General features: G+C 52.9%; 20 protein-coding genes and 1 other RNA gene. 2 read left to right on the forward strand and 19 right to left on the reverse strand.

The genetic code is table 11. The features are described from left to right. Positions 1-341 precede the first annotated feature (341 nt). The 6 genes from ACLD72_RS31315 to ffs form a co-directional block, all read right to left on the reverse strand. Complete coding sequence (locus tag ACLD72_RS31315; RefSeq protein WP_251596343.1) at positions 342-605, reverse strand: pro-sigmaK processing inhibitor BofA family protein; 264 nt, start codon at positions 603-605, stop codon at positions 342-344. A gap of 107 nt (positions 606-712) precedes the next feature. Continuing rightward, positions 713-994 carry a DUF2508 family protein gene (locus ACLD72_RS31320; RefSeq protein ID WP_251596345.1) on the reverse strand — a complete coding sequence of 94 codons (282 nt, stop codon included), beginning with the start codon at positions 992-994 and terminating at the stop codon, positions 713-715. 199 nt (positions 995-1,193) lie between these two features. Beyond that, entirely contained in the window at positions 1,194-1,793 is a 600-nt protein-coding gene (recR, locus tag ACLD72_RS31325; RefSeq protein WP_128630988.1) for a recombination mediator RecR, read from the reverse strand. A 27-nt stretch (positions 1,794-1,820) separates the two neighbouring features. Beyond that, positions 1,821-2,132: a YbaB/EbfC family nucleoid-associated protein gene (locus ACLD72_RS31330; protein WP_128630987.1), complete on the reverse strand. Its 312-nt coding sequence runs from the start codon at positions 2,130-2,132 to the stop codon at positions 1,821-1,823. A gap of 88 nt (positions 2,133-2,220) precedes the next feature. Next, positions 2,221-3,975, reverse strand: a complete 1,755-nt coding sequence (gene dnaX, locus ACLD72_RS31335; RefSeq protein ID WP_411003317.1) for a DNA polymerase III subunit gamma/tau — start codon at positions 3,973-3,975, stop codon at positions 2,221-2,223. 166 nt (positions 3,976-4,141) lie between these two features. After that, positions 4,142-4,409, reverse strand: an RNA gene (gene ffs / locus ACLD72_RS31340) — signal recognition particle sRNA large type. A gap of 185 nt (positions 4,410-4,594) precedes the next feature. Between ffs and ACLD72_RS31345 the strand changes: the two genes are divergently transcribed. Further along, complete coding sequence (locus tag ACLD72_RS31345) at positions 4,595-5,851, forward strand: stalk domain-containing protein (RefSeq protein WP_411003316.1); 1,257 nt, start codon at positions 4,595-4,597, stop codon at positions 5,849-5,851. A 668-nt stretch (positions 5,852-6,519) separates the two neighbouring features. Here the strand turns inward: ACLD72_RS31345 and ACLD72_RS31350 are convergent. The 10 genes from ACLD72_RS31350 to rpoE form a co-directional block, all read right to left on the reverse strand. Continuing rightward, the gene (locus ACLD72_RS31350; RefSeq protein WP_411003323.1) at positions 6,520-7,191 is read right to left on the reverse strand and encodes a hypothetical protein; all 672 of its coding nucleotides are present in this window, start codon (positions 7,189-7,191) and stop codon (positions 6,520-6,522) included. A 250-nt stretch (positions 7,192-7,441) separates the two neighbouring features. Then, the gene (rpmE, locus tag ACLD72_RS31355; protein ID WP_036617998.1) at positions 7,442-7,639 is read right to left on the reverse strand and encodes a 50S ribosomal protein L31; all 198 of its coding nucleotides are present in this window, start codon (positions 7,637-7,639) and stop codon (positions 7,442-7,444) included. A 102-nt stretch (positions 7,640-7,741) separates the two neighbouring features. Continuing rightward, positions 7,742-9,016, reverse strand: a complete 1,275-nt coding sequence (locus ACLD72_RS31360) for a radical SAM protein (protein WP_411003315.1) — start codon at positions 9,014-9,016, stop codon at positions 7,742-7,744. A gap of 33 nt (positions 9,017-9,049) precedes the next feature. Further along, on the reverse strand, positions 9,050-10,420 hold the full coding sequence (gene rho, locus ACLD72_RS31365; RefSeq protein WP_251596357.1) for a transcription termination factor Rho: 1,371 nt from the start codon (positions 10,418-10,420) through the stop codon (positions 9,050-9,052). Between the two features lie 113 nt (positions 10,421-10,533). Further along, positions 10,534-11,787, reverse strand: a complete 1,254-nt coding sequence (locus tag ACLD72_RS31370) for a UDP-N-acetylglucosamine 1-carboxyvinyltransferase (protein ID WP_251596359.1) — start codon at positions 11,785-11,787, stop codon at positions 10,534-10,536. Between the two features lie 201 nt (positions 11,788-11,988). Beyond that, entirely contained in the window at positions 11,989-12,843 is an 855-nt protein-coding gene (gene fba / locus ACLD72_RS31375; RefSeq protein ID WP_128630980.1) for a class II fructose-1,6-bisphosphate aldolase, read from the reverse strand. A 39-nt stretch (positions 12,844-12,882) separates the two neighbouring features. Continuing rightward, complete coding sequence (locus tag ACLD72_RS31380; RefSeq protein ID WP_458476508.1) at positions 12,883-13,242, reverse strand: hypothetical protein; 360 nt, start codon at positions 13,240-13,242, stop codon at positions 12,883-12,885. Between the two features lie 205 nt (positions 13,243-13,447). Continuing rightward, positions 13,448-13,825 carry a response regulator gene (locus ACLD72_RS31385; protein ID WP_128630979.1) on the reverse strand — a complete coding sequence of 126 codons (378 nt, stop codon included), beginning with the start codon at positions 13,823-13,825 and terminating at the stop codon, positions 13,448-13,450. Between the two features lie 212 nt (positions 13,826-14,037). After that, complete coding sequence (locus ACLD72_RS31390; RefSeq protein ID WP_411003322.1) at positions 14,038-15,639, reverse strand: CTP synthase; 1,602 nt, start codon at positions 15,637-15,639, stop codon at positions 14,038-14,040. A gap of 428 nt (positions 15,640-16,067) precedes the next feature. Then, positions 16,068-16,646 carry a DNA-directed RNA polymerase subunit delta gene (gene rpoE, locus ACLD72_RS31395; RefSeq protein WP_411003314.1) on the reverse strand — a complete coding sequence of 193 codons (579 nt, stop codon included), beginning with the start codon at positions 16,644-16,646 and terminating at the stop codon, positions 16,068-16,070. A 461-nt stretch (positions 16,647-17,107) separates the two neighbouring features. Between rpoE and ACLD72_RS31400 the strand changes: the two genes are divergently transcribed. Then, positions 17,108-18,253: a S8 family peptidase gene (locus ACLD72_RS31400; RefSeq protein ID WP_411003313.1), complete on the forward strand. Its 1,146-nt coding sequence runs from the start codon at positions 17,108-17,110 to the stop codon at positions 18,251-18,253. A 90-nt stretch (positions 18,254-18,343) separates the two neighbouring features. On the opposite strand, the gene argS is transcribed toward ACLD72_RS31400, so the two are convergent. From argS to ACLD72_RS31415, 3 genes are all read right to left on the reverse strand, one after another. Further along, positions 18,344-20,023, reverse strand: a complete 1,680-nt coding sequence (gene argS / locus ACLD72_RS31405; protein ID WP_411003312.1) for an arginine--tRNA ligase — start codon at positions 20,021-20,023, stop codon at positions 18,344-18,346. Between the two features lies 1 nt (position 20,024). Further along, positions 20,025-20,444 carry a DUF1934 domain-containing protein gene (locus ACLD72_RS31410; RefSeq protein ID WP_411003311.1) on the reverse strand — a complete coding sequence of 140 codons (420 nt, stop codon included), beginning with the start codon at positions 20,442-20,444 and terminating at the stop codon, positions 20,025-20,027. Between the two features lie 513 nt (positions 20,445-20,957). After that, entirely contained in the window at positions 20,958-21,983 is a 1,026-nt protein-coding gene (locus ACLD72_RS31415; protein ID WP_411003310.1) for a hypothetical protein, read from the reverse strand. Positions 21,984-22,140 lie beyond the last annotated feature (157 nt).

A 22,140-nucleotide genomic window follows, 5' to 3' on the forward strand; every position in this document is an offset into this window, starting at 1 on the left:
AAGGCATGAGGTGTTCCATCCAAGTTGAAACTTTATTCGAAAGAGCGATTAGCTCAATCAGTTACTGACGAGAATTTTAATTCTCATTTAATACTCACTCGTTGTTCAGTTTTCAAAGATCAAACCACTCACGATGACATTCAATTCGACACAATACCAAACTCAAATTCATCATATTTCGTCGCCGATTTGATTTCAGCAGCGACCTTTTTAATATATCATGCTTTCCACTCTTTAGTCAAGGTTTTTTTTCGAGGTTATTTGTTCAACAACCTTGTCCAGCCTGACCCGGCGGAGAAGCGACTTATAATGTACCATACAACACAAAGCGGAGTCAACTGTTAGATCATGGTTAATTTTAGCCCTACCAGCAACGCGACGCCCGGCAAGCCAAGAACAAGCACTGTGCTTATGGTTATAGGATTTAAAGGAATGTATACTTCGGTCAGCAAACCCGAAAAATTAATGACGTAAATGCCCAGCGTCGCGAGAACCATGTGCAGCCCCAAACGCGTCAACCAAACAAAGCCCGGTTTCCGTGAAAGTAAAACGTATAAAAGCAGCGCCGATGATGCCACAAGAACGCCGGTCAGTAAAAGCTTCATAATCTCGCCTCCCCCCATTAATATATGAAAACCATTCACCACTAACTCTCCAAGAAGACAGCTTCGAAGTTAACACTTTCTGATCCGGATCGTTTAGAGATTATGCACTAGTTCGCCCAAAACGATCCGTACTGGAATGCGTTCCAATCCAAGTTGGCCTGTTTCGCCGCTTTCAGCAGAATTTGATATCTTCTCTCCGCCGCTTCAAGCGTGTAAATTGCCACATCCACCTCATCCATGCCAGTCGCCTCCTGAAACGCTGTATAAGCCTGCTCCCATTCCTTATGCGCCTTGACCACTTCCTTCTTGAGCAGTTGCATGTTCTTCATCGTTTCATTCATTCGCAAAACGGCTTCGCGATCCGTATTCCAGATTTTCCACAGCTTCAAGACCGATCGCCTCCCTAATCCGGTTTATTTCATTTCTATAGGGAAGCGGACAAACTTAGAACCTCGAACCTGCATAAAAAACGTCTACCGGCACATTTTCAATGAAGCCGGACCAAAGGATCCTCCGAAACTAAAAAAGAACTTTGCCTCCCGAACTTAAAATTCAGGATACAAAGTCCTTTTTTTCATGATGCCGGCATCAATTTATTTCGCGTCTGCCTTCCAACGCCTTGGACAGCGTTACCTCATCCGCATATTCCAGGTCCCCGCCGACCGGCAAGCCGTGAGCAATACGAGTTACACGGATATCAAACGGCTTTACGAGCCGTGAGATATACATAGCGGTAGCCTCACCCTCGATATTCGGGTTCGTCGCCAATATCAGCTCCTTGACGCGCTCATCGCTCAAGCGGTTTAACAGCTCCTTCAGCCGAATATCGTCCGGACCCAGGCCTTCCATCGGCGATATCGCCCCCTGCAGCACATGGTAATAGCCATCGAACTCTTTTGTGCGTTCCATCGCCACCAAATCCTTCGATTCCTGCACCACGCAAATAACGGACGGATCGCGGGTCTTATCCTGGCAGATTCGGCAAGGATCGGTGTCCGTGATGTTGCAGCAAACTGAACAATAGTGCAGATTACGCTTCACGCTCACCAAAGCTTTGGCGAAATCGATCACGTCGTCTTCCTTCATGTGCAGAACATGGAAAGCGAGCCTTGCGGCCGTTTTGGGTCCGATTCCGGGCAGATGGGTAAAAGCATCGATCAGCTTTGCGATCGGTTCGGGATAATACAATTTAGGCTTTCTCCTTCAGCTCAAAAATTAGAACAGGCCGGGAATTTTCATGCCGCCCGTAAATTTGCCCATATCCTGATTGGCCAGTTCCTCAGCTTTGTTCAGCGCATCATTAACTGCGGTGAGCACGAGGTCTTGCAACATTTCAACATCATCCGGATCGACCGCTTCCGGTTTAATGGTCAGGGACAGCACTTTTTTATGTCCGTTCACTTGGACCGTAACGACGCCGCCGCCTGCGCTGCCTTCCACCGTTTTGCTGCCGAGTTCCTCCTGCGCCTTCAGCATTTGCTCCTGCATTTTTTTCACTTGTTTCATCATTTGATTCATATTGTTCACGCGATTCACATCTCCTTTAATTGATCTGCATTTGGGAATTACAACACTTTAAAAATAACACAGAATTCGATGCGATTCTCCGGCAAAATCATTCCTTGATCACGACCAGGTCGTCGCCGAACAGATGCAGCGCTTCGTCCACCCATGGCTCCTTGCTGTTGCTGCCTTCGCCATCCTCGGGCGGGGGCTCCAGTTCGAACGCTTCCTTAGGCGGCTCCGCCGCTCCCTGAATCGCATCGTTCCAGTCCTTCAGCATCATCGTCACCAGGCGGCAGGGGCTGCCAAGCTGGCGGGCCATAACGTTTTCGATCAGCTGCTTATTGGCCGGCTTCTCCGTCGTTTCACGGTGAATATCGTTCTTGAAAGCGACCAAAACGGAATCCTCCAGCACCGAAACCGGTTCACCGTTCATAAACCAGGCGTGGATGGTTACCTTCTCCTCTTTGACGGCCTGCAGGATCTGATTCCATTTATTCTGAATCTCCATAAAGGCCGGACTATGCCGCTCGGCGATATACCGGTCCATATTGGACGGAATCTTGGCTTTCGACGCGACCCGCGGAGCGGAGCTTCGAGCAGGCGAACGATTGTTTCCCGCCGGCGCGGCTGCGCCACCCCCTGCTCCCGCGGACAAGCCTCCCTGCAGAGCCCGTTCCAGCTTCGCTTCCAGTTCGGAAAGCTGGCGTCTCAGCTGGCTGACTTCCGAAGCATCCGCCGCGGAACTGCGGGCAGTTGCCGAGGCCCCATCGATATCCTCCTTTGGAATCGTACAGATTTTCAGGAGCGCCACCTCAAACAACGTTTGCGGTTGAACCGCATATTTCATTTCCGTTTGATAGTGATTTAACGTATCGATGATCTTAAACAGCTGCGATTTCGCAAAAGATTCGGCGATTTCCGCAAAATCCCGGGGATCCAGCACACGCTCCGTCAATTTGTCCGCCTGCGGCACCATTTTCACCATCAACAAATCGCGGAAATAATAAAGGAGATTCTCCATGCATTTATCGGCGCTTTTGCCTTCCTGCATAAATCCGTCGATCATTTGCAGCATGCCGCCGACATCGCCGGCCAGCAGTGTTTGGGCAAGCTCGGCAAACTGCCGGGAGGCGATTCCCCCGGTCATTTCCAGAACCTGCTGATAGGAAACCTGTCCACCGGAGAAGGACGCAATCTGGTCCAAAATGCTAAGCGCGTCGCGCATTCCGCCATCGGACAACCGGGCGATATACTGAATGGCCTCTTCTTCGGCGGTGATGCCTTCTTTTTCGCAAATCAGTTTTAGCCGCTCGCTTTGCTCCTCCAGGGAGACCCTGCGAAAATCAAAGCGTTGGCAGCGGGAAATGACCGTAGCCGGCAGCCGATGAGGTTCGGTCGTAGCCAAAATAAACATGACGTGCGGCGGCGGTTCCTCCAATGTTTTGAGGAGGGCATTGAACGCTTCCGTGGTCAGCATGTGAACTTCATCGATAATATAAACCTTCTGCCGCACTTCCGTCGGGGCATATTTCACTTTCTCGCGCAGATCGCGAATTTCTTCGACCCCCCGGTTGGAAGCGGCGTCAATTTCAAGCACATCCATGACTGCTCCGGCGGTAATCCGCCGGCATGCATCGCATTCGTTGCACGGTTCTGCGGTTGGCCCTTTTTCGCAGTTCACAGCCTTGGCCAAAATTTTGGCGGCACTGGTTTTACCGGTCCCCCTGGGCCCGCTGAACAGATAGGCGTGAGACAACCGCTGTTCGCGAATCGCATTTTGCAGCGTCCGGATAATATGCTGTTGCCCCACCATGTCTTGAAACGACTGCGGCCGCCAAGCGCGGTACAGCGCAACATGCTCCATATGCGGCACCTCTTTCCTTCCAGTAAGCGACGTTTGTCGTTTCCTTATTATACTATACTCCCGTGGCGAGCAAAACTTCTAATCCGCAATCGAGCGGTATCAGCCCATTTTACACAAAAAAACACCCCGCCCGCAGGCAAAGGTGTCTCCTAATGTACTATGTAAACCGTGCACCTGTTATTGATCATTGCGATCCGAGCGGCACCTTTACGGCATGACTCGGGACAGGCGACCCTCCGGCACAAGAATGGCACTGCTTATGGCTGCTTCCTTCCGGACCTGACCAGGTTCACAGGCACTCCTTGCGGAGGACCCGTCCGTCAACGTCTGCCGTAAAGACCGGACCTCACATCGGCAAGACCTCTAACAGGACTTCAACCTCGCTACAGCGGATTGCGAGTTACAGGGCACCGCTACCTCCCCATCTAGCACGGTGAAAATAAGTATATCTCATGCCTGTATAAAATGCAACCGAGTGGAAGAACTTGGCGGCGCTGCCAAACCGCCTGCACGGACCGATACCGCCTTTCCGCCCCATGCATCTTCCCTCCTATTCTGGTATAATTCTGATATATTAGTAGAATAGAAGAAAAAGTGCAGAAAACGAGAGGAGAAACGAATGAAACTGATCGGGAAACTTTTCCTTGCAGCTGCCATTTTGGCCGGAGGCATAACCGGGGCAGGACTCCCTCAGGCAATCGCAGCCGCGAAAGTGCAAATTATGCTGGACGGATATCCGCTGTCTTTTTCCGGTGAACCTATCATCGTTGACGGTACAACCATGGTTCCTTTTCGCTCAATATCCGAAGCCTTAGGAATTCAAGTCACTTGGAATCAGGCCGCCAAAACGATTTCCGCCGTTAAAGGTACGGGCGGGGATGGAATACTCGTACAACTGACGTTGAATAATAAAACCGCCCAGGTGAACGGTTCCCCCGTGACGCTGGCAGTAGCTCCCCGTTCCGTCGATGGCAATACGCTGATTCCGCTCAGCTTCTTCAGCCAGCAGTTTGGAGCGGATGTCGGCTGGGATCAATCTACGCGAACGGTGTCTATTACTTCGCCGCAGGAAAGGATGTATATGCTGGGCTTCTATGCGATATCTTCTTTCTCGGAAGCATCGGCCATTCCTAGCCTCGATGCCGTAGCCTTTGGCTGGAGCAGGATCGACGAGAACGGCAACTTCACCCTGTCCGGCAAAGACTTCAGAATGCCGGAAGCTGCCGGTGAGACCACGCCGGAAAGTTTGGTCCAGACGGCGTCAGGCGCTCGAACGATCCCTTATCTGATGGTCTATGCCGGCGACGCGCAAGGCGAATTGACCAAAATGATCGAAGATGAGGAACTGCGCAAGCAAACCATTTCCGACATGATCTCCGCGGCAAAGGACAAGGCGTTTCAAGGCATCATGCTCGACTTAGAGGGATTAGGGCTGACAACCGACAAGTCGGCCACCCGCAAAGCTTTCACCGCTTTCGTCAAACAGCTGTCCACGGAAACGAAGTCCGCCGGTTTAAAGCTGTCGCTGGCACTTCATCCATTGAACTCATCTTACCAAGGTTATGATTACAAAGAGCTGGGGAAAATCGCCGACGAACTCATCATTATGGCTTATGATTATCGGGTAGGGCAAACTACCGGCAACCCGGAACCGGCGGACAAAGTGGATGAAGCAATTCAGCTGGCACTTAAGGAAACAAGCAAAAGCAAGCTCCTGCTGGGGCTGAACCTCAACAGCGAAAATGAAAACTCCGTCAAAACCTTGACCGGTTTGGCCAAACGCTATGACTTAAAAGGCATCGCCTTATGGCGGCTGGGGCTGATCAGCAGTGAGGAATGGGATAGTCTTAAGCAAAGCGTTGAATTTAAAAAGTGAACGATGCGCCGCGTCTAACAAAACAAACGAACAAACGTCTCTAACAAAGTACAGGCTGGAGCGAAGGGGGGGCTCCCCCTGGTCTCCCGCCTGTTTTTGGTTTAGGACTGCGCTGCATGTCCGTAGCTGCATGCTATCGGCTGCATTCGGCAGGGACCATGTCGTCCAGGTTGAACACGTCGCGCTAAGTCGACCACGTTGTTCTTCATTTAACTATTCCGTACCTACATTTCCTCGTTGCCGGATCAATACCTCCTTATTTCAAAATTGCGAGATGCAAAAGTGTAGTTCATTCCCCCGAAACGGATCCGTTTATGCGATTCAAATGCAAAAGTGCAGGCCATTTTCGCCATTTTGATCAGATTTGTCACCAAACCCCATTTTCAACTACACTTTTGCACTTCATAGCTAAAAATAGCTCGAACTCAGCCATTTCAACTGCACTTTTGCACTTGAGCCCGGGGCCGGAGCAAATATACCATCCTGTAAACTACCGAGTTTCGTCACTGCACTTCGTTACTGCTCATCATTACTGCTCTTCGTCACAGTCTCTTCGTTACTGCTCATCACTCACCCTTTCGTTCACCACTCACTCATTCATTTATTCTACCCTTCCCTCTACCACGCGCCTCCAAACCAACCACCAACTACCTCCTACCGCCAACCAACTACCACTCAAAAGCATCCCAATCTCTGCGCATGACCTCATATGCCAATACCCGGCCCGAGGAGCCACTCCATTTTGGGATTAGCCAGCCCATTTGGCACAACTGCTGCAAATAGCGGACCGCCGTCCGATGACTAACGCCCAGATGCTCCGCCACATCCTTTGGCCGCACCGGCTTGCCTAACTGCACGGCAAACAGCAGCGTGGATCTCAAGGCTATCTTTGCCACACCGGTCAAACGGGTTGCCTCGTAGCGGCTGAGCAGCATACGCAGCAGCGTAATGCACAATTCGGGATGCCGCTCTACATCATCGTAAGCAAATGAAATCACCCGAAACCCTAACGCCTGCAGAAAAAGCTCCCGATTTAATTCACGGCAATAACTGCTTCGGTCCATATCGCGAACATGCGGGCCATAACCTTTAATTTCGATGACCCACTTTACCGCTTCCGTCAACCATGCAAAATCGGCAAAGTAGGATCTGCCCCTCCAATCCATAATTTCATATTCCGGATGCAAGTCATCCAGGTTCTTCCGCAGCGGCCACCACACATTACGCAAAAACAGCTCCTCACCATGCCCGTGACCCCGTTCCAGACGTCCTTTTCGTTCACCGGAACGGAGTTTCATATGCGCTTTAAGCCACTCTTTATGTACAGCTTCAAACTCCATCACACTGCACCTCCGCTTTATTAAGAATCATCAGTACCTACTGACACATGTTGTAATCTTACCGTTCTTCCCGTCACCTTAAACTAGAAAACCTCAGAAGTAATGCCGCACTAAGCAGCAGTTTTTCTTACTCATCAAGAGCGGAAACTCCAACAATAATACCTTACTGATATAAAAAAAACGCCCCCCGCCATCAGATGATGGAGAGAGACGTTCCTCGTCATAGTTTCCAAATTCCAGTTGTATAAACTTAGATGCCGTATTTCTTTTTGAATTTATCCACACGTCCGCCGGCATCCACGAATTTCTGCTTACCTGTGAAGAATGGATGACAGTTGGAGCAAATTTCAACGCGCAGTTCTTGTTTAACGGAACCCGTTTCAAAGGTATTGCCGCAAGCGCAAGTAACCGTAGTCACGTGATATTTGGGTTGAATAGCTTCTTTCATCACTTTCACCTCTTTCCGCCCTGAGCCTCAATCGTGCACAGAGTTATAATGACACATAAAAGCATTATAGCACGGCATATACCGCCAGCGCAATTGCCTGTTTTATCCACGCACCTTGGTTTTGACGCGAGCCAGCTCAGCCGGAGGCACATGAGTGTACGAGCCGATCACCACGTCGGGCAATTCTTCCTGAAAAATTTCAATCGCTTGTTTCATTCCGAGTATCTCACCCTGCGCTTTCGGAATCAGCTCCAGGTAGCTTTCCGGGTCGATGTTCAGGTTGCGGAGCTGGATCAACTTCAGTTTGGTGCGGCGGGCGAATTCGATCATCGCCTCGACCTCTTCCTCCCGGTCGGTTACGCCGGGAAAAATCAAATAGTTGATCGAAGTGTATACTCCCTGATCCGCCGCGTACTTCAACGATTTCTCCACATTGGCAAGCGTGTAGCCGCGCGGCTTGTAGTACGCGTTATAGTGGCCGTCCAGTGCGCTGATCGTGCTGACCCGCATCAAATCGAGCCCGGCGTCAACGATGCCGCGGATATGATCGGAGAGCCCCGCGTTCGTATTGATGTTGATGTAGCCCATATCGGTTTGCCGCCGCACTTCGCGGATCGCTTCGATAATCAGCTTGGCTTGCGTGGAAGGCTCGCCTTCGCAGCCTTGACCGAAGCTAATGATCGATTCCGGCGTTTTCAGATGTTCCAGCATCACTTCGACCAGTTCCTCCACGCGCGGGCGAAAATTCATTCGCGTCTGCGGCGCCACAAACCCGCTGTCGTCCGGCTGCTCGGAAATGCAGCCAAAACAGCCCGCATTGCAGGAATAAGATACCGGCACGGCCCCTTCCCAGCGGTTCAGAAATGTATTGGAAGCCGTCAGGCACTCATAGCCGAGCGCGCAGTTCGACAAATGCTCGTACAGACGATTTTCCGGATAACGCGCTTTAAAAGCCTTTACCTGATTTTTCAGGTCAAGCGGATCGCAATTCAGCGGATTCCATTTCTCGGGATCGTCCGACAGCCGGGCCGTCACATAAAATTGCCCGTCTTTCCAGACCACCGCCGAGTAGCCGAACAAGGGCAGCTTATAGTCTTTATCGGTTTTGACATAGCCGGGAAGGCAAAGCCGCGTGTACCCTTGCGGCAGCAAAGCCCCCACGGCCTGCACATCGTCAGGGAGCGGTTTCATCTCGCCCGTGTCCGGATCCATCCCGACCGGCCGTGTGGAAGGCAGGCCCACCAGCGTAGCGCCCTCCGGCAGGGGAATCAACTCATCCTCCAAAATCTCCACGACCATATCCCCGCTCCGGGCAAGCCCGTACAGCGTCGGATGATCATAAACCTGTCCCTCAGCGTCGGCATATACTAAATGCATGATGTTCTCCTCTTCACTAGGCAATCTTAAAAATTATACGCCCGAACCATGCGTCGAACCAGCATTCGTCTGCGACGAACCCGTCCGCGAAGAAGGCGAAGCGGAACTGGTCCGAACCGGACGGCGCGCTCCCCCGTTCCCGCTTCCGGATGGCGTGTTGCCCGCCGTATCGAACGAAGCCAAAAATTCCGCGTTTGTCTTCGAATCGCGAAGTTTTTTCAGGAACCCTTCCACAAAGTCGTAGGAATCGTTCATGTTTTTGCGGATCGACCAGATCGTATCGAGCTCTTCCTTGGTCAGCAGCACTTCTTCGCGGCGTGTTCCCGAACGGCGGATGTCGATCGCCGGGAAAATGCGGCGCTCCGCCAGCTTGCGGTCCAAATGCAGCTCCATGTTGCCGGTGCCTTTAAATTCTTCATAAATGATATCGTCCATACGCGACCCCGTATCGACCAGCGCGGTCGCCAAAATCGTCAGACTGCCGCCCTCCTCCACATTTCGGGCCGAGCCGAAAAACCGCTTCGGACGATGGAAAGCCGCAGGGTCAATCCCCCCGCTAAGCGTACGGCCGGATGGCGGAACGACCAAGTTGTACGCCCGGGCAAGCCGCGTGATGCTGTCCAGCAGAATCACAACGTCCTTCTTATGCTCCACCAGCCGCAATGCGCGCTGCAATACCAGCTCCGCCACCTTGATATGATTCTCCGGAAGCTCGTCAAACGTCGAAGCGATGACTTCGCCTTTTACCGAACGCTGCATATCCGTCACTTCTTCCGGACGTTCGTCGATCAGCAATACGAATAACTCGATATCGGGATTGTTGGTGGAAATGCTGTTGGCGATTTCTTTGAGCAGCAGCGTCTTCCCTGCTTTTGGCGGCGCCACGATCAAACCGCGTTGTCCGAGTCCGACCGGGGCAAGTAAATCCATAATGCGGGTAGATAAGTGGGTTGGGGAAGTTTCCAGCACAAGCTTCTTCTGCGGATAAAGCGGAGTAAGCGCCGGGAAGTGCAGCCGTTCGGAGGCAATGACGGGATCTTCTCCGTTGACGGCATTGACCTGAAGGAGCCCAAAATAACGTTCGTTTTCTTTCGGAGCCCGGCACTTCCCGGAGACGAGATCCCCCGTTCGCAGATCGAACTTGCGGATTTGGGAAGCGGAAATATAAATGTCTTCTGTACTGGGCAAATAATTGATCGGCCTTAGAAAACCGTACCCTTCCGGCAAAATCTCGAGCACGCCCTCCATAAACATCAGCCCGCTCTGTTCTGCCTGTGCCCTTAAAATTGCGAAAATCAATTCTTTCTTTTTCAACTGGCCGTAATAAGGAATCTGATACTGCTTCGCAAGCTTGTACAGCTCGGTCAGTTTCATCCCTTCCAAATCGGCGATTTGCAGATCCATAATAAAATAACCACCTATTCAATTTTTTTGGAATCTATGAAGTTAAAATAAAATAATAGACTTCTGACCCTATTATTCCCGTTCCTTGGGAACTTATGCAAGGGGCGAAAAAGTTATTCCGCCTCTCGCCAAACGTCCGCACCCAAAGCCCGCAAATTAGGAACGAGATGGTCGTAGCCCCGGTCGATCAGTTCAACGCCCGATACTTCGGTGATCCCTTCCTCTACGGTTAAACCAGCCAATACGAGCGCCGCGCCGGCGCGCAGATCGGCCGCTTTCACTTTAGCCGCATTGAGCTTAGAGCCTTCGATAATCGCCGAACGGCCTTCCACCCGGATCTTCGCTCCCATCCGCACCAGCTCCGGGACGTGCTTAAAGCGGTTGCTATAAACAAAGTCGCTCAGCACGCTTACGCCGTTCGCCTGAGTTAAGAGACTTGTCATCGGGGATTGAATATCGGTCGGAAAACCGGGGTAGACTAATGCCTTGACATCGACATGTCCGTAAGCGGACTGACCGATAACGCGGATGCTCTCATCCAACTCTTCGACCTCAGCGCCCATTTCCAGCAACTTGGCGGTCAACGCCTCAAGATGCTTGGGGATCACCCCGTCGATCAGGACGTCGCCACGCGTGGCGGCCGCCGCAATCATATAGGTACCGGCTTGGATTCGGTCAGGAATAATAGAATGACGGCAGCCTCTAAGCTCCGTGACGCCTTCGATCCGGATCGTTTCCGTTCCGGCGCCTTTAATAATCGCCCCCATGGAATTCAGCAGGGTGGCTACATCTATAATTTCAGGCTCTTTAGCCGCGTTTTCGATAATCGTTGCGCCTTTGGCTCGCGTAGCCGCCAGCATAATGTTGATCGTTGCCCCAACGCTACTGACGTCCAAATAAATTTTGGCGCCGCGCAGCTCCTTGGCATGCAGATGAATCGATCCGTGCTCATTCGTCACGGTCGCGCCAAGTGCTTCAAATCCTTTGATATGTTGGTCGATCGGACGGGGCTCAAAATTGCAGCCGCCCGGTAAACCGATCGTCGCTTCCTTAAACCGTCCTAACAAGGCTCCCATCATATAATAGGAAGCGCGCAGCTTCTTAACGGGTCCATTGGGCATCGGAATCGATCTGATGTCGGCTGGGTCGATGCGCATCTGGTTGCCTTCCCACTGAACTCGGGCTCCGAGTTCTCCCAAAATTTCCGCGTACACAGCCACATCGCTCAGAACCGGCAGATTGTCGAGCACGACTTCCGATTCCGCCAGAATCGCAGCCGGAATCAACGCGATCGCACTGTTCTTAGCGCCGCTAATCGAGACGCTGCCGCGCAGCGGACGTCCGCCACGGATCATTAATTTCTCCATAAGTTCAAGGATCCCCCTACGTATTTGCGTCGGCAAACGAACCTAAGCCAAGTTATTTGCGGTGAAAATGGAAAGACACCGTCTAAGCGGTGTACTTTCCAAGTCACCTTATTCAGCTGGACCAGCCAGTTCCCTCGGGCGGTCCGATGACACCGGACAAAGCTCCCCGTACAGGAAGGTATGCAAGCCTACCAAAAGCCCTTAGGCCTTGTTGTTGGAACCAAACTCACGGATTTTTCCGATAACCGTTGCCTTGATGGCGTCGCGGCCTGGAACGATGTACTTACGCGGATCGTATACGTCCGGTTTTGCGGCAAGCACTTCACGAACCGCCTTGGTGAACTCGATTTGATTTTCCGTATTTACGTTGATTTTGGAAGTGCCGAGCGAAATTGCTTTTTGGATGTCATGAGTAGGAATGCCTGTCCCGCCGTGCAATACGAGCGGCAGCTTGACCGCGTCGCGGATTTCTTCCATTTCTTTGAAGCCGAGGTTCGGTTCGCCATGGTAAGGACCATGTACGGAGCCAAGTGCCGGAGCCAGCGTGTCAATTGCGGTTTCGTTTACGATGCGGATGCATTCGTTCAGGTCGGCATATTGAATACCGCCGGAAACGTCGTCTTCCTGACCGCCAACGGTACCGACTTCCGCTTCCACGGAAACGCCTTTGGCATGAGCGTATTCAACGACTTTCTTCGTCATGGCGATGTTTTCGTCGATCGGATGATGGGAGCCGTCGATCATAACGGAAGTAAATCCGGCGTCGATCGCTTCCTTACATTTATCAAAACTGGAACCATGGTCAAGATGGATGGCTACAGGAACGGTAATTTTCATGTCATGCAGCAAGCCTTCCACCATTTTAACAATGGTGTAGAAACCGCCCATATGGCGGGCTGCACCCTCGGATACGCCAAGGATAACCGGGGACTTCTCTTCTTCTGCGGCAGCAAGAATCGCTTGGGTCCATTCCAGGTTGTTGATGTTGTATTGACCCACTGCGTATTTGCCTTGAAGCGCTTTGTTCAACATGTCTGTCATCGATACTAATGGCATTGGTTTCAATCCTCCTAAGGATGTGGGATTTTATCTTATTTAGCCGACATTCACACACTTTTTTATTATACCACAACTTGTCAAAATTACTATTGGAGCTTTCCGGGGCGGCTGAAGCAAGGAATTCCGGCAGCGGGAAACGATCAGGGCACTCTGCATTTCTACTTCGGCACAGGGAGGAAATGGGACTTTTGCTAGGCGAACCGGGATATCGTTTGCTAGACGAATGCGGATATACCAACTCTCTCGAAATGCAAAAGTGCAGTTGAAACGGGCCGAATTCGGGCTGTTTAGAGCGATGAAGTGCAAAAGCGCATTTGAAAATGGAGCTTGGAAGCGATTGAGATCAAAACGGCGAAAATGAACTGCACTTTCGGCTTTTGCACTAGAACCGCTCATATTGAGGTGTTTCGACAAAAACCGACTGCACTTTTGCATTTGGCCAGTCGAACCGCCACCTGCCATGTCCCGAGTCAACGATCCCTCGAGCGTTATCCGGCCTTGCGCCAGGTAGATGCTCCCTCCAACAATAAAAAAGAACCTCCTTAGAGGACTCCAGAGCGTTAGCACGCTTCGAACTCCTCAAGGAGGTTTCACTTCCAAGCTAAATGACGGCGCCGCCTTTCAGCAGCATGTTCACCGCCACGCGCATTTCATCAATGTCAAAAGGCTTCGTAAAATGCATCAGGGCCCCAAGTTCGGTCGCTTCTTTAATCATGTCCAGCTCACCGTAAGCCGTCATCATAATGACTTTGATGTCCGGATTGACCTCCTTGATGTGCTTGAGGATTTCAAGTCCGTCCATTCCCGGGATTTTCATGTCGAGAAGCACCAAATCCGGCGAATCGCTGCGGACGATTTCCAAAGCCATTTTGCCGTTGGCTGCCTGAAACGTTTTATACCCTTCACTGCTGAAGACTTCCATCAATAAAATGCGGATACCGTTCTGATCGTCGACAATTAACACTTTCTTCTCTTCCACGGAAAAACCTCCCACCGATTCACCCCTGTAATCCTGGTAATACTAAATATTCGCCCCTAATTTGGAAATCCCTTCTGTACTGGAAAAAAGAGACTTAAAAATTCGCAGGCGGGATTTCAGGCAGATGCCCCGGGCGGGAGAGAAGCGCGAGACAACCTGGCCTTTCCGCGCCCGCCGGCTTGCGGACTGGCGCGGAATACAGCCCAAAGGGCTTAGGACAAATGGGTGATCGCTGCTTTGACAAACTCGCGGAACAGTGGCTGCGGCCGATTCGGACGGGACGTAAACTCCGGATGGAACTGTACCGCCAAAAACCAAGGATGATCCGGCAGCTCAATAATTTCGACCAGACGTCCGTCCGGCGAAGTGCCGGAAATACGCAATCCCACGCGTTCCAGCGTCTCACGGTACGCATTGTTGAACTCATACCGGTGACGGTGTCTTTCGTACACCAGCTCATCGTCATAGCATTGCATCGCCAGGGAACCCGGCACAAGTTTACAAGGATACAAGCCAAGCCGCATCGTTCCGCCCAGATCCTCGATATCCTTCTGCTCCGGCAGCAAATCGATGACCGGATACTCGGTGGAAGGATTGATTTCCGAGCTGTTGGCACCTTGCAGGCCGGCCAAGGCACGGGCGTATTCGATGACCGCCACCTGCATGCCAAGACAGATGCCGAAGAACGGAATCTTGTTTTCCCGGGCGTAACGGATCGTCGTAATTTTGCCTTCGATCCCCCGATCGCCAAAACCGCCCGGCACCAGAATGCCGCCGACGCCTTGCAGCAGCTCGGCCACGTTGCCGTCCGTCACCTCTTCCGCGTTCACCCAGCGGATTTTCACGTCGCTATTTGCGTCAAATCCAGCATGGGATAGCGATTCGACCACGCTCAAATAAGCATCGTGCAGCGCAACGTATTTGCCGACGATGGCGATTTCCACCGTCTTCTCCAGCTTGTTGATCCGCTCGACAAGGCTTTCCCACTCGTGCATATCCGGCATCGGCGTCGTCAGCTTGAGATGGTTGACGACGATTTCGTCCAACCCTTCGTCGCGCAGGTTCAACGGCACTTCGTACAGCGTATCCGCGTCCCGGCACTCCACCACCGCGCTGGGGTCAACATCGCAAAACTGGGCGATCTTCCCCTTGATGTCGTCCGACAGGGCATGCTCCGTCCGGCAGACGATCACGTTCGGCTGAATGCCGATGCTGCGCAGCTCCTTGACGCTGTGCTGGGTCGGCTTTGTTTTCACTTCGCCGGCCGCCTTAATGTACGGAATCAGCGTCACGTGGATATACATGACGTTCTCGCGGCCGATATCGCTTTTGATTTGGCGGATCGCCTCCAGGAACGGCAAGCTTTCGATATCGCCGACGGTGCCGCCGATTTCCGTAATGACGACGTCGGAACCGGCTTCGCGTCCGGCGCGGAACACGCGCTCTTTGATTTCGTTCGTAATATGCGGAATCACCTGCACCGTACCGCCGAGATACTCCCCGCGGCGCTCCTTGCCGATCACCGAAGAGTAAACTTTACCCGTCGTTACATTGCTGTTCTTCGATAAATTAATGTCGATAAACCGTTCGTAATGGCCAAGATCAAGGTCTGTCTCGGCCCCGTCGTCGGTGACGAACACTTCGCCATGCTGATAGGGGCTCATCGTCCCCGGATCGACATTGATATAGGGATCGAATTTCTGGATCGTTACCTTCAAACCTCTGTTTTTAAGCAGTCTGCCCAGCGACGCAGCCGTAATTCCTTTCCCTAGTGAGGACACGACCCCGCCTGTCACGAAAATGTATTTTGCCACAACTAAAAACCTCCTAAGATAGTACATGTTCAAAAAAAATCGGATTCCAGAAATTCGGGGAACTTGGATCGTTAGCGATCATTAGCGTAACCCATTAACGGTGAATCATAGTCGAATGGGCATAAGAATAACTTTTATCGACGCACCTTCAAAGCAGACAGACCGCGTTCAGCGGTAGTTTTTCTTGCGATATAAGGAAGCCGAGCCTCCGAGACTCATACATTCTTATATCTAAAAAAAAACAAAAAAGTGACACCCGAGTTAAGTCGGGGCACTTTTTTGAAAAATTCATTATTTTATAGGTTTGAATCATAAGCCCATGCAATAGTTTACCCGTTACCCCTGCCTGTGTCAAGTCAGGTGCTGCGGGCATACCTTGAACAATTTAAGGCATCGTTCTCGCATGTAAAATGGGCAGCAGCCGATGATCAGTCGTCATCGTTGTCGTTGTCGCCGTCGTAATCTTCTTCGCTATCCAGTTCGTCTTCTTCATCGGCGAGGGCGTCCTCGTCCTCCATCTCCTCATCGTCGATCATGGTGTCGTCCTCGACTTCATCCACCTCGTCTTCGTCATCGTCCGGGAACAGTTCATCGTCCCCATCCTCATCCAAGGCATCGTAATCCTCGTCCTCGTCGGAGATGTATCCGTCTTCTTCCTCCACGAAATCCTCGTCTTCCAAATCGTCATCGTCATCGTTAATGATGCGCGGACGTTTGGAGCTGGCCACCGGATCCTCCGAGCGGTCGACCGGGTACCAGCGCTTGAGGCCCCACAGATTGGTGCCTACGCAGGCAAACCGTCCATCGATATTAATTTCCGTATAGAGTTGAGCAATCGCTTCGTTGATTTGTTCCTCCGACATTCCGCGGAGTTTGGCAACCTCGTTCATCAGGTCACGGTAGTAATACGGCGTATTCGCCGCTTTCAGAATCATAAAGGCCAAGTCGACCATCGGGATTTCTTGAACCTTCTCCGGGTCGATGTTCAAATTGAGCGGGGTACTCACGTTACGGACACTTCCTCTCACGCAAATAGTTCACTATAAAGCAAAGGCGAAACCGTCCCTTACGGATCGTTTTCCTTCACTAACATATCCATATCACACATTAGTAAAACCTATTTGCCACTAAATTGCAAGTTTTAAAAACAGGACCGAAAGCACGCCCGCCATGTTCCCCGCCCGGGGTGCGATGGCCGAAATGGAAGGAGGCGAAGAACCCCCCGGTTCTCCGCCCCTTGACTGTACCCTCCCCTAAAGAAGGCTTGGCGGCCTTCCCAAGGTTGGCGAAAGCCGCTAACCGGCCTTCCCTTCATCCTATGTCCAGATTCCCGCTTTGACACGCCATGTTGCAGCCTAACTTCCACCAGGGGCCCATTTCCCGCAAAACAGGGCCTCTTCCCCACTCCATGGAGAGAGGATTGTCATACTATACTGCAACACGCTTCGTCAGGAGGGGCTACTTAAATATGGACTATTCCGGATTTCTGCGTTATTTAAACGAACATGTCGACACCTCCGGAAAAAGCGGACGCTACATCATCCGCTTCCCGCATCCAGCCGAATACGCCGAATGTGTACGTCAGTTGTTTCAGCATAAGCGAAAACATCCGGCGTTGCGGCAGATCCGAACCTCGCCACTGCTGCAGGCCCTGATCTGTCCCCTTGGTTTACGAGTGAAAGCAGCCCGCTCCCGATTCGGCCTCTGGGTCGAGGAAGATTCCAGAGTCAGCGTTCATAGTCCCGCCCCTTCCGGGAAGGGGCAAAATTCCGGAATTCCCTGGGGAGTAAAGCGCATCGGCGCGCCGGAGACGTGGTCCGTCTCAACCGGATACCGGGTTCGTATCGGCGTGATCGACACGGGGGCCGATTTCGCTCATCCGGACCTGCGCAACTCTTTGGCAAGGGGAATCAATTTGCTGAATCGGATTAGCCTTCCTTACGATGACAACGGACACGGCACCCATATCGCCGGCACCATCGCCGCTTCGGGCGGTTCGCAAGGCATGATGGGTGTGGCCCCCCGCTCGCTGATCTTTCCTGTTAAAGCGTTTGATCATAACGGATCCGCCTACGTTTCCGATATTATTTTGGGGATCGATTGGTGCGTCCGCAACCGGATGCACATTGTGAATATGAGTTTCGGCATGAAGACCAACAGCGAAGCCCTGAAGAACATCATCCGCAAAGCCCATAACGCAGGGATCGTTGTCGTGGCCTCCTCCGGAAACGACAGAAAAGGCCGGAGCGCTGATTATCCTGCGCGGTACCCTCAGACCATTTCGGTCGGGGCTACCGGGAGGGAAGGCCGCATCGCCTCCTTCAGCAATCACGGCCCATATATCGACATTTACGCCCCCGGCGAAAAAATAACGTCCTCGTGGCTGGGCGGAGGATATCGCGAAATGAGCGGCACCTCTATGGCCACCTCCCACGTCAGCGGAGCCGTGGCCCTGCTGCTAGCGCTGAAGCCCGACCTGAAGCCGGGCGAGATCAAGCGCCGCCTGCGCCGCACCGCGCGCCCGCTCCCTACCGCCAGCAGTGCCAAGGCAAAGAGCGCCGGCGAAGTCAACGCCACGCGCCTGCTGCGCGCTAAGCCCCGGCGGCGGAGCTAGCCCGGCGCGCCAACAAGCCGCCTCCCCCGTACCTGCGGGAGAGGCGGCTTGTTGGTTCCGTCCGGGCCTCAGGGCCCCTGCCGGCGATGGCTACATCTTTTCCGGCGCGGACACGCCGATCAAGCCAAGCACGTTGGCGAGCGCCGTCCGCACGCCGCCGAGCAGCACGAGCCGCGCCGCAGTTTGCTCCGCGTCGTCGGTGATGACGCGCTCCGCACGGTAGTAGCTGTGGAACAACGAAGCCAGGTCATACGCGTAACGCACCAGCCGGTGCGGCGCATAGTTGGCCGCCGCCACGCCGATTTCCTCCGGCAGCTCGCCGATTTTCCGCAGCAGGTCAAATTCATGCTCCGCCGCCAGCTTGGCTAGGTCGGCCTTTTCCGGCGACGGGGCGGCGATGCCCTGCTCTTCAGCCTGGCGGAAAATGCTGCAGATCCGCGCATGCGCATACTGCACGTAGTACACCGGATTTTCGTTTGATGTCGAAATCGCCAAATCCATGTCGAAATCGAGATGCGAGTCCATGCTCCGCATCGTAAAGAAATAGCGAATCGGGTCGACGCCCACCTCGTCCATCAGGTCCACCATCGTAACCGCTTTGCCGGTCCGTTTGGACATTTTCACCTTCTCGCCGTCCTGGAACAAGCTGACCATCTGGGCGATCAGCACGGTCAGCTTCTCCGGATCCTTGCCGATCGCCTGCATCGCCGCCTTGACGCGCGGAATATAGCCGTGGTGGTCGGCGCCCCAAATATTGATGATGCGGTCGAACCCGCGATCGTATTTATTCCGGTGATAAGCGATGTCCGGGGTCAAATAGGTGTAGGTGCCGTCATTTTTCACCAGCACGCGGTCCTTGTCGTCGCCGTAATCCGTCGTTTTGAGCCAGGTTGCCCCTTCCTGCTCGTAGGTTTGGCCTTTCTCGCGCAGTTCGGCGAGCGAGGCTTCCACCTGCCCGTCCTCGTATAGGGAAGTCTCGCTGAACCATACATCAAAGCGGACCCGGAAACGTTCAAGATCACGTTTAATTTTCGCCAGCTCTTTATCCAGCCCGAATTTGCGCAGAAAAGCCGACCGCGCCTCCGGCTCCATCGACAGCAGCTTGTCGCCTTGTTCCGCCACAAGCTCCCTGGCGAAGCCTTTAATGTCTTCGCCGTGATACCCGTCCTCCGGCATTTCCGCGTCCTGCCCAAGCTCCTGCAGGTATCTGGCTTCGATCGATTTGCTCAGGTTGGCGATCTGGTTGCCGGCGTCGTTGATGTAATATTCCCGCGTTACGTCGTATCCGGCAAAATCCAGCAAATTGCAAAGCGCATCGCCCACCGCCGCTCCTCGCGCATGGCCCAAATGCAGGCTGCCCGTCGGGTTGGCGCTGACGAATTCGACCTGGGCCTTTTGCCCATTGCCTTGCTGGATGCGGCCGTAGTTTTCCCCTGCACGATGAACCTCCAGCAGGATCGGATACAGATAACCTTTGCCCAGCGTTAAATTGATGAAGCCGGGACCAGCGATTTCCGCCTTTTCGATGCCGGCTTTCGAATAATCCAGCTTGGCCAGAATTTCTTCAGCGATTTGACGCGGGTTTTTCTTGGCGATCCGTGTCAGCTGCATGGCCGCATTGGTGGCGAAGTCGCCGTGCGCCTTGTCCTTCGGCACTTCCAGCACGATGGCCGGGATTTCCTCAGGCTGCGCCAGCCCGGCGGCGGCGATCGCTTCCAGAATCGCTTCCTTCAGCGCCTGGTTCATTTGTTCCAACGGATTGTGTGGCATATCAAGCTTCCTCCTGTATATGTAAACTGATTACAAAATGTCCCGACAACTCTTCATAAACGTACAAATCGTATTCCCAGGTAACCAGGCCAACCACGCCATCTAAACGGGAATCCATTTTTACGGTATCGGTAGACAAGTTAAAATGGGTAAAAGGGGAACGGTAAAAACCCGGCAGCCGCTGTCCGGTACGGAACGTTTGCTCCGCCTCCACATCCCCGTGCCGCATGATCTTCAGTTCCTCCCCGGTAATTTTAACCATCGTCCGCGTCATCCCGCCGGTCGGCCCCGCCTCCGGCTCATTATAACGGATGTAGACCGCTCCGTCCCGAATCATAGCACTTCCTTGCAGGGACTGCACCGTCTCGTCTTGTCCCTGCCGGCTCGTCAGCACGAGCTTGACCGGGCTCATCTCCGGCATACGCATCAAACCCTCATTCCGTACTCTATATATTACATCGTTTCTTACTGTACTACTATATCCAGTTCGTCCCGGCAATTCAATATGTGACGGTTTGTCCGCGTTCAGCGCTAGCCGTTCTTACAATAAGAAAAACGCCTGACGGCGTCCTTTAATGGCTCTGACTTCTACTTTGGAGCGATTGGAGGCTCTTCCTAAACTTTGGACGCTGCTCTAACGGACACCAGCGACCTTATCCGCCCATTTCCCGGGTATTTCCCAGCCTAACGGACACAGGCGACCCTATTTCGCTCTAAACTAGTTCATCCAAGACGATTTGAGGTAAATAAGGTCTTCTGTGTCCGTAACATTTTGCAATCCTCCGTTTTTCCGAAAATAACGGCTCTGGTGTCCCTTAGCCCCCATGTCCCGCTTCTCCTCCCCTCTCTACCTGCGCATCGCCTTCTACCATGCCCGAAATTTTGTAAATTCTACAAGTTTAAAAAAGCCGCTTCATCAGCGGCTCATCCCATCCTACAAAGGCTGGCTTAACACAATGTATTCCACTTTTTGGTCTTGAAAATACACATGAAACCGGTAGTAATCCCCGACTTTATAACTCCAGCGGCTTGCCAGCCTGAGCGCCTCCGGCCCCAGTTTGTCCATCACGTCACCCTGTCCGATGCCGACTTTGACCCCGTCCGCGGTTTGGTGATCCGCCGTCGTAAAAAAGATGATCCGGTTCAGCGCAAGTACGCCATCCTTGTACAGTCTGGCCTGTTTCACCTGCCCTTCGCTGTCATCGTAAAACGGCTTTTCCCACAGGACGTTCTCCGCTTGCTCTCCCGCAAGCCGCTTCACCCAACCGTCGAAGTCCAACCCTTCCACCTCGGCCCGGGAGGCCTCCAACGCCTCCGGCTCCGCGGCACCCGCCTGTTCCTGCTCCACTCGCGCTTGCTCCAGCAGCGCATCGAGCGTAGCCAGGTCCTTATTTTCCTGGAAAAGCCCCTGCATCAGCAGCAGCACCTGATCATCGGCGTAATAGGCGTGTCCGTCATATTGAAAAGCATTTAGCGCCAGGTCATAGGTTAGCTCATAGCTAGAATTGTTTAACGTAAATTGCAAAATTACCGGCTTTCGTGCGGCTCCCGGGTTCTCCTTCACCAACGCGCCCTGCATGTCGGTGAACCGCAGCGATTGCAGCAGCACCGCTTGCCGCTGTGCGGGAACCTGTACGCTGCCGCTGTCCGACTTAGCCGTAATCCCGGTCACATCCTCTTCCTTAAAAGGAAGATGGTCCAGCAAATAAGGGGATGCGGCATTCCCCGGTGTTTGCCCGTCATTCGCCGCTAACGCGTCCGCCTCCGGTTCCGTTCCCGCCGGTTGCGTCATCGCGGAATCCGCCGAGTCCGCCGGTATTTCCGCCGTCTGTTCCTCCTTTTGCCCGTTGTTGGAGGTGTGCGATTTATTCCCAGGCAGTCCGTAAAATAACCATCCGGCAACGAGAACCACCAAAATCATCATCGCGTAGGCCATTACGTTTCGTGGAGTTCTGTTCATTTGATTACCATCCCGCCTTAATTCAACAATTCATGACATTATTCATACTATCATACTCAAGTTGTATCACTCATGGTCCTAATGGCATGTTTTCCCACCCGCCGTCCTATTCGAAAAGTCCTATTCAAGCAAAAAAAGCATCCCTCGCCCAAATTGG

Source organism: Paenibacillus lacisediminis, from assembly GCF_046567315.2.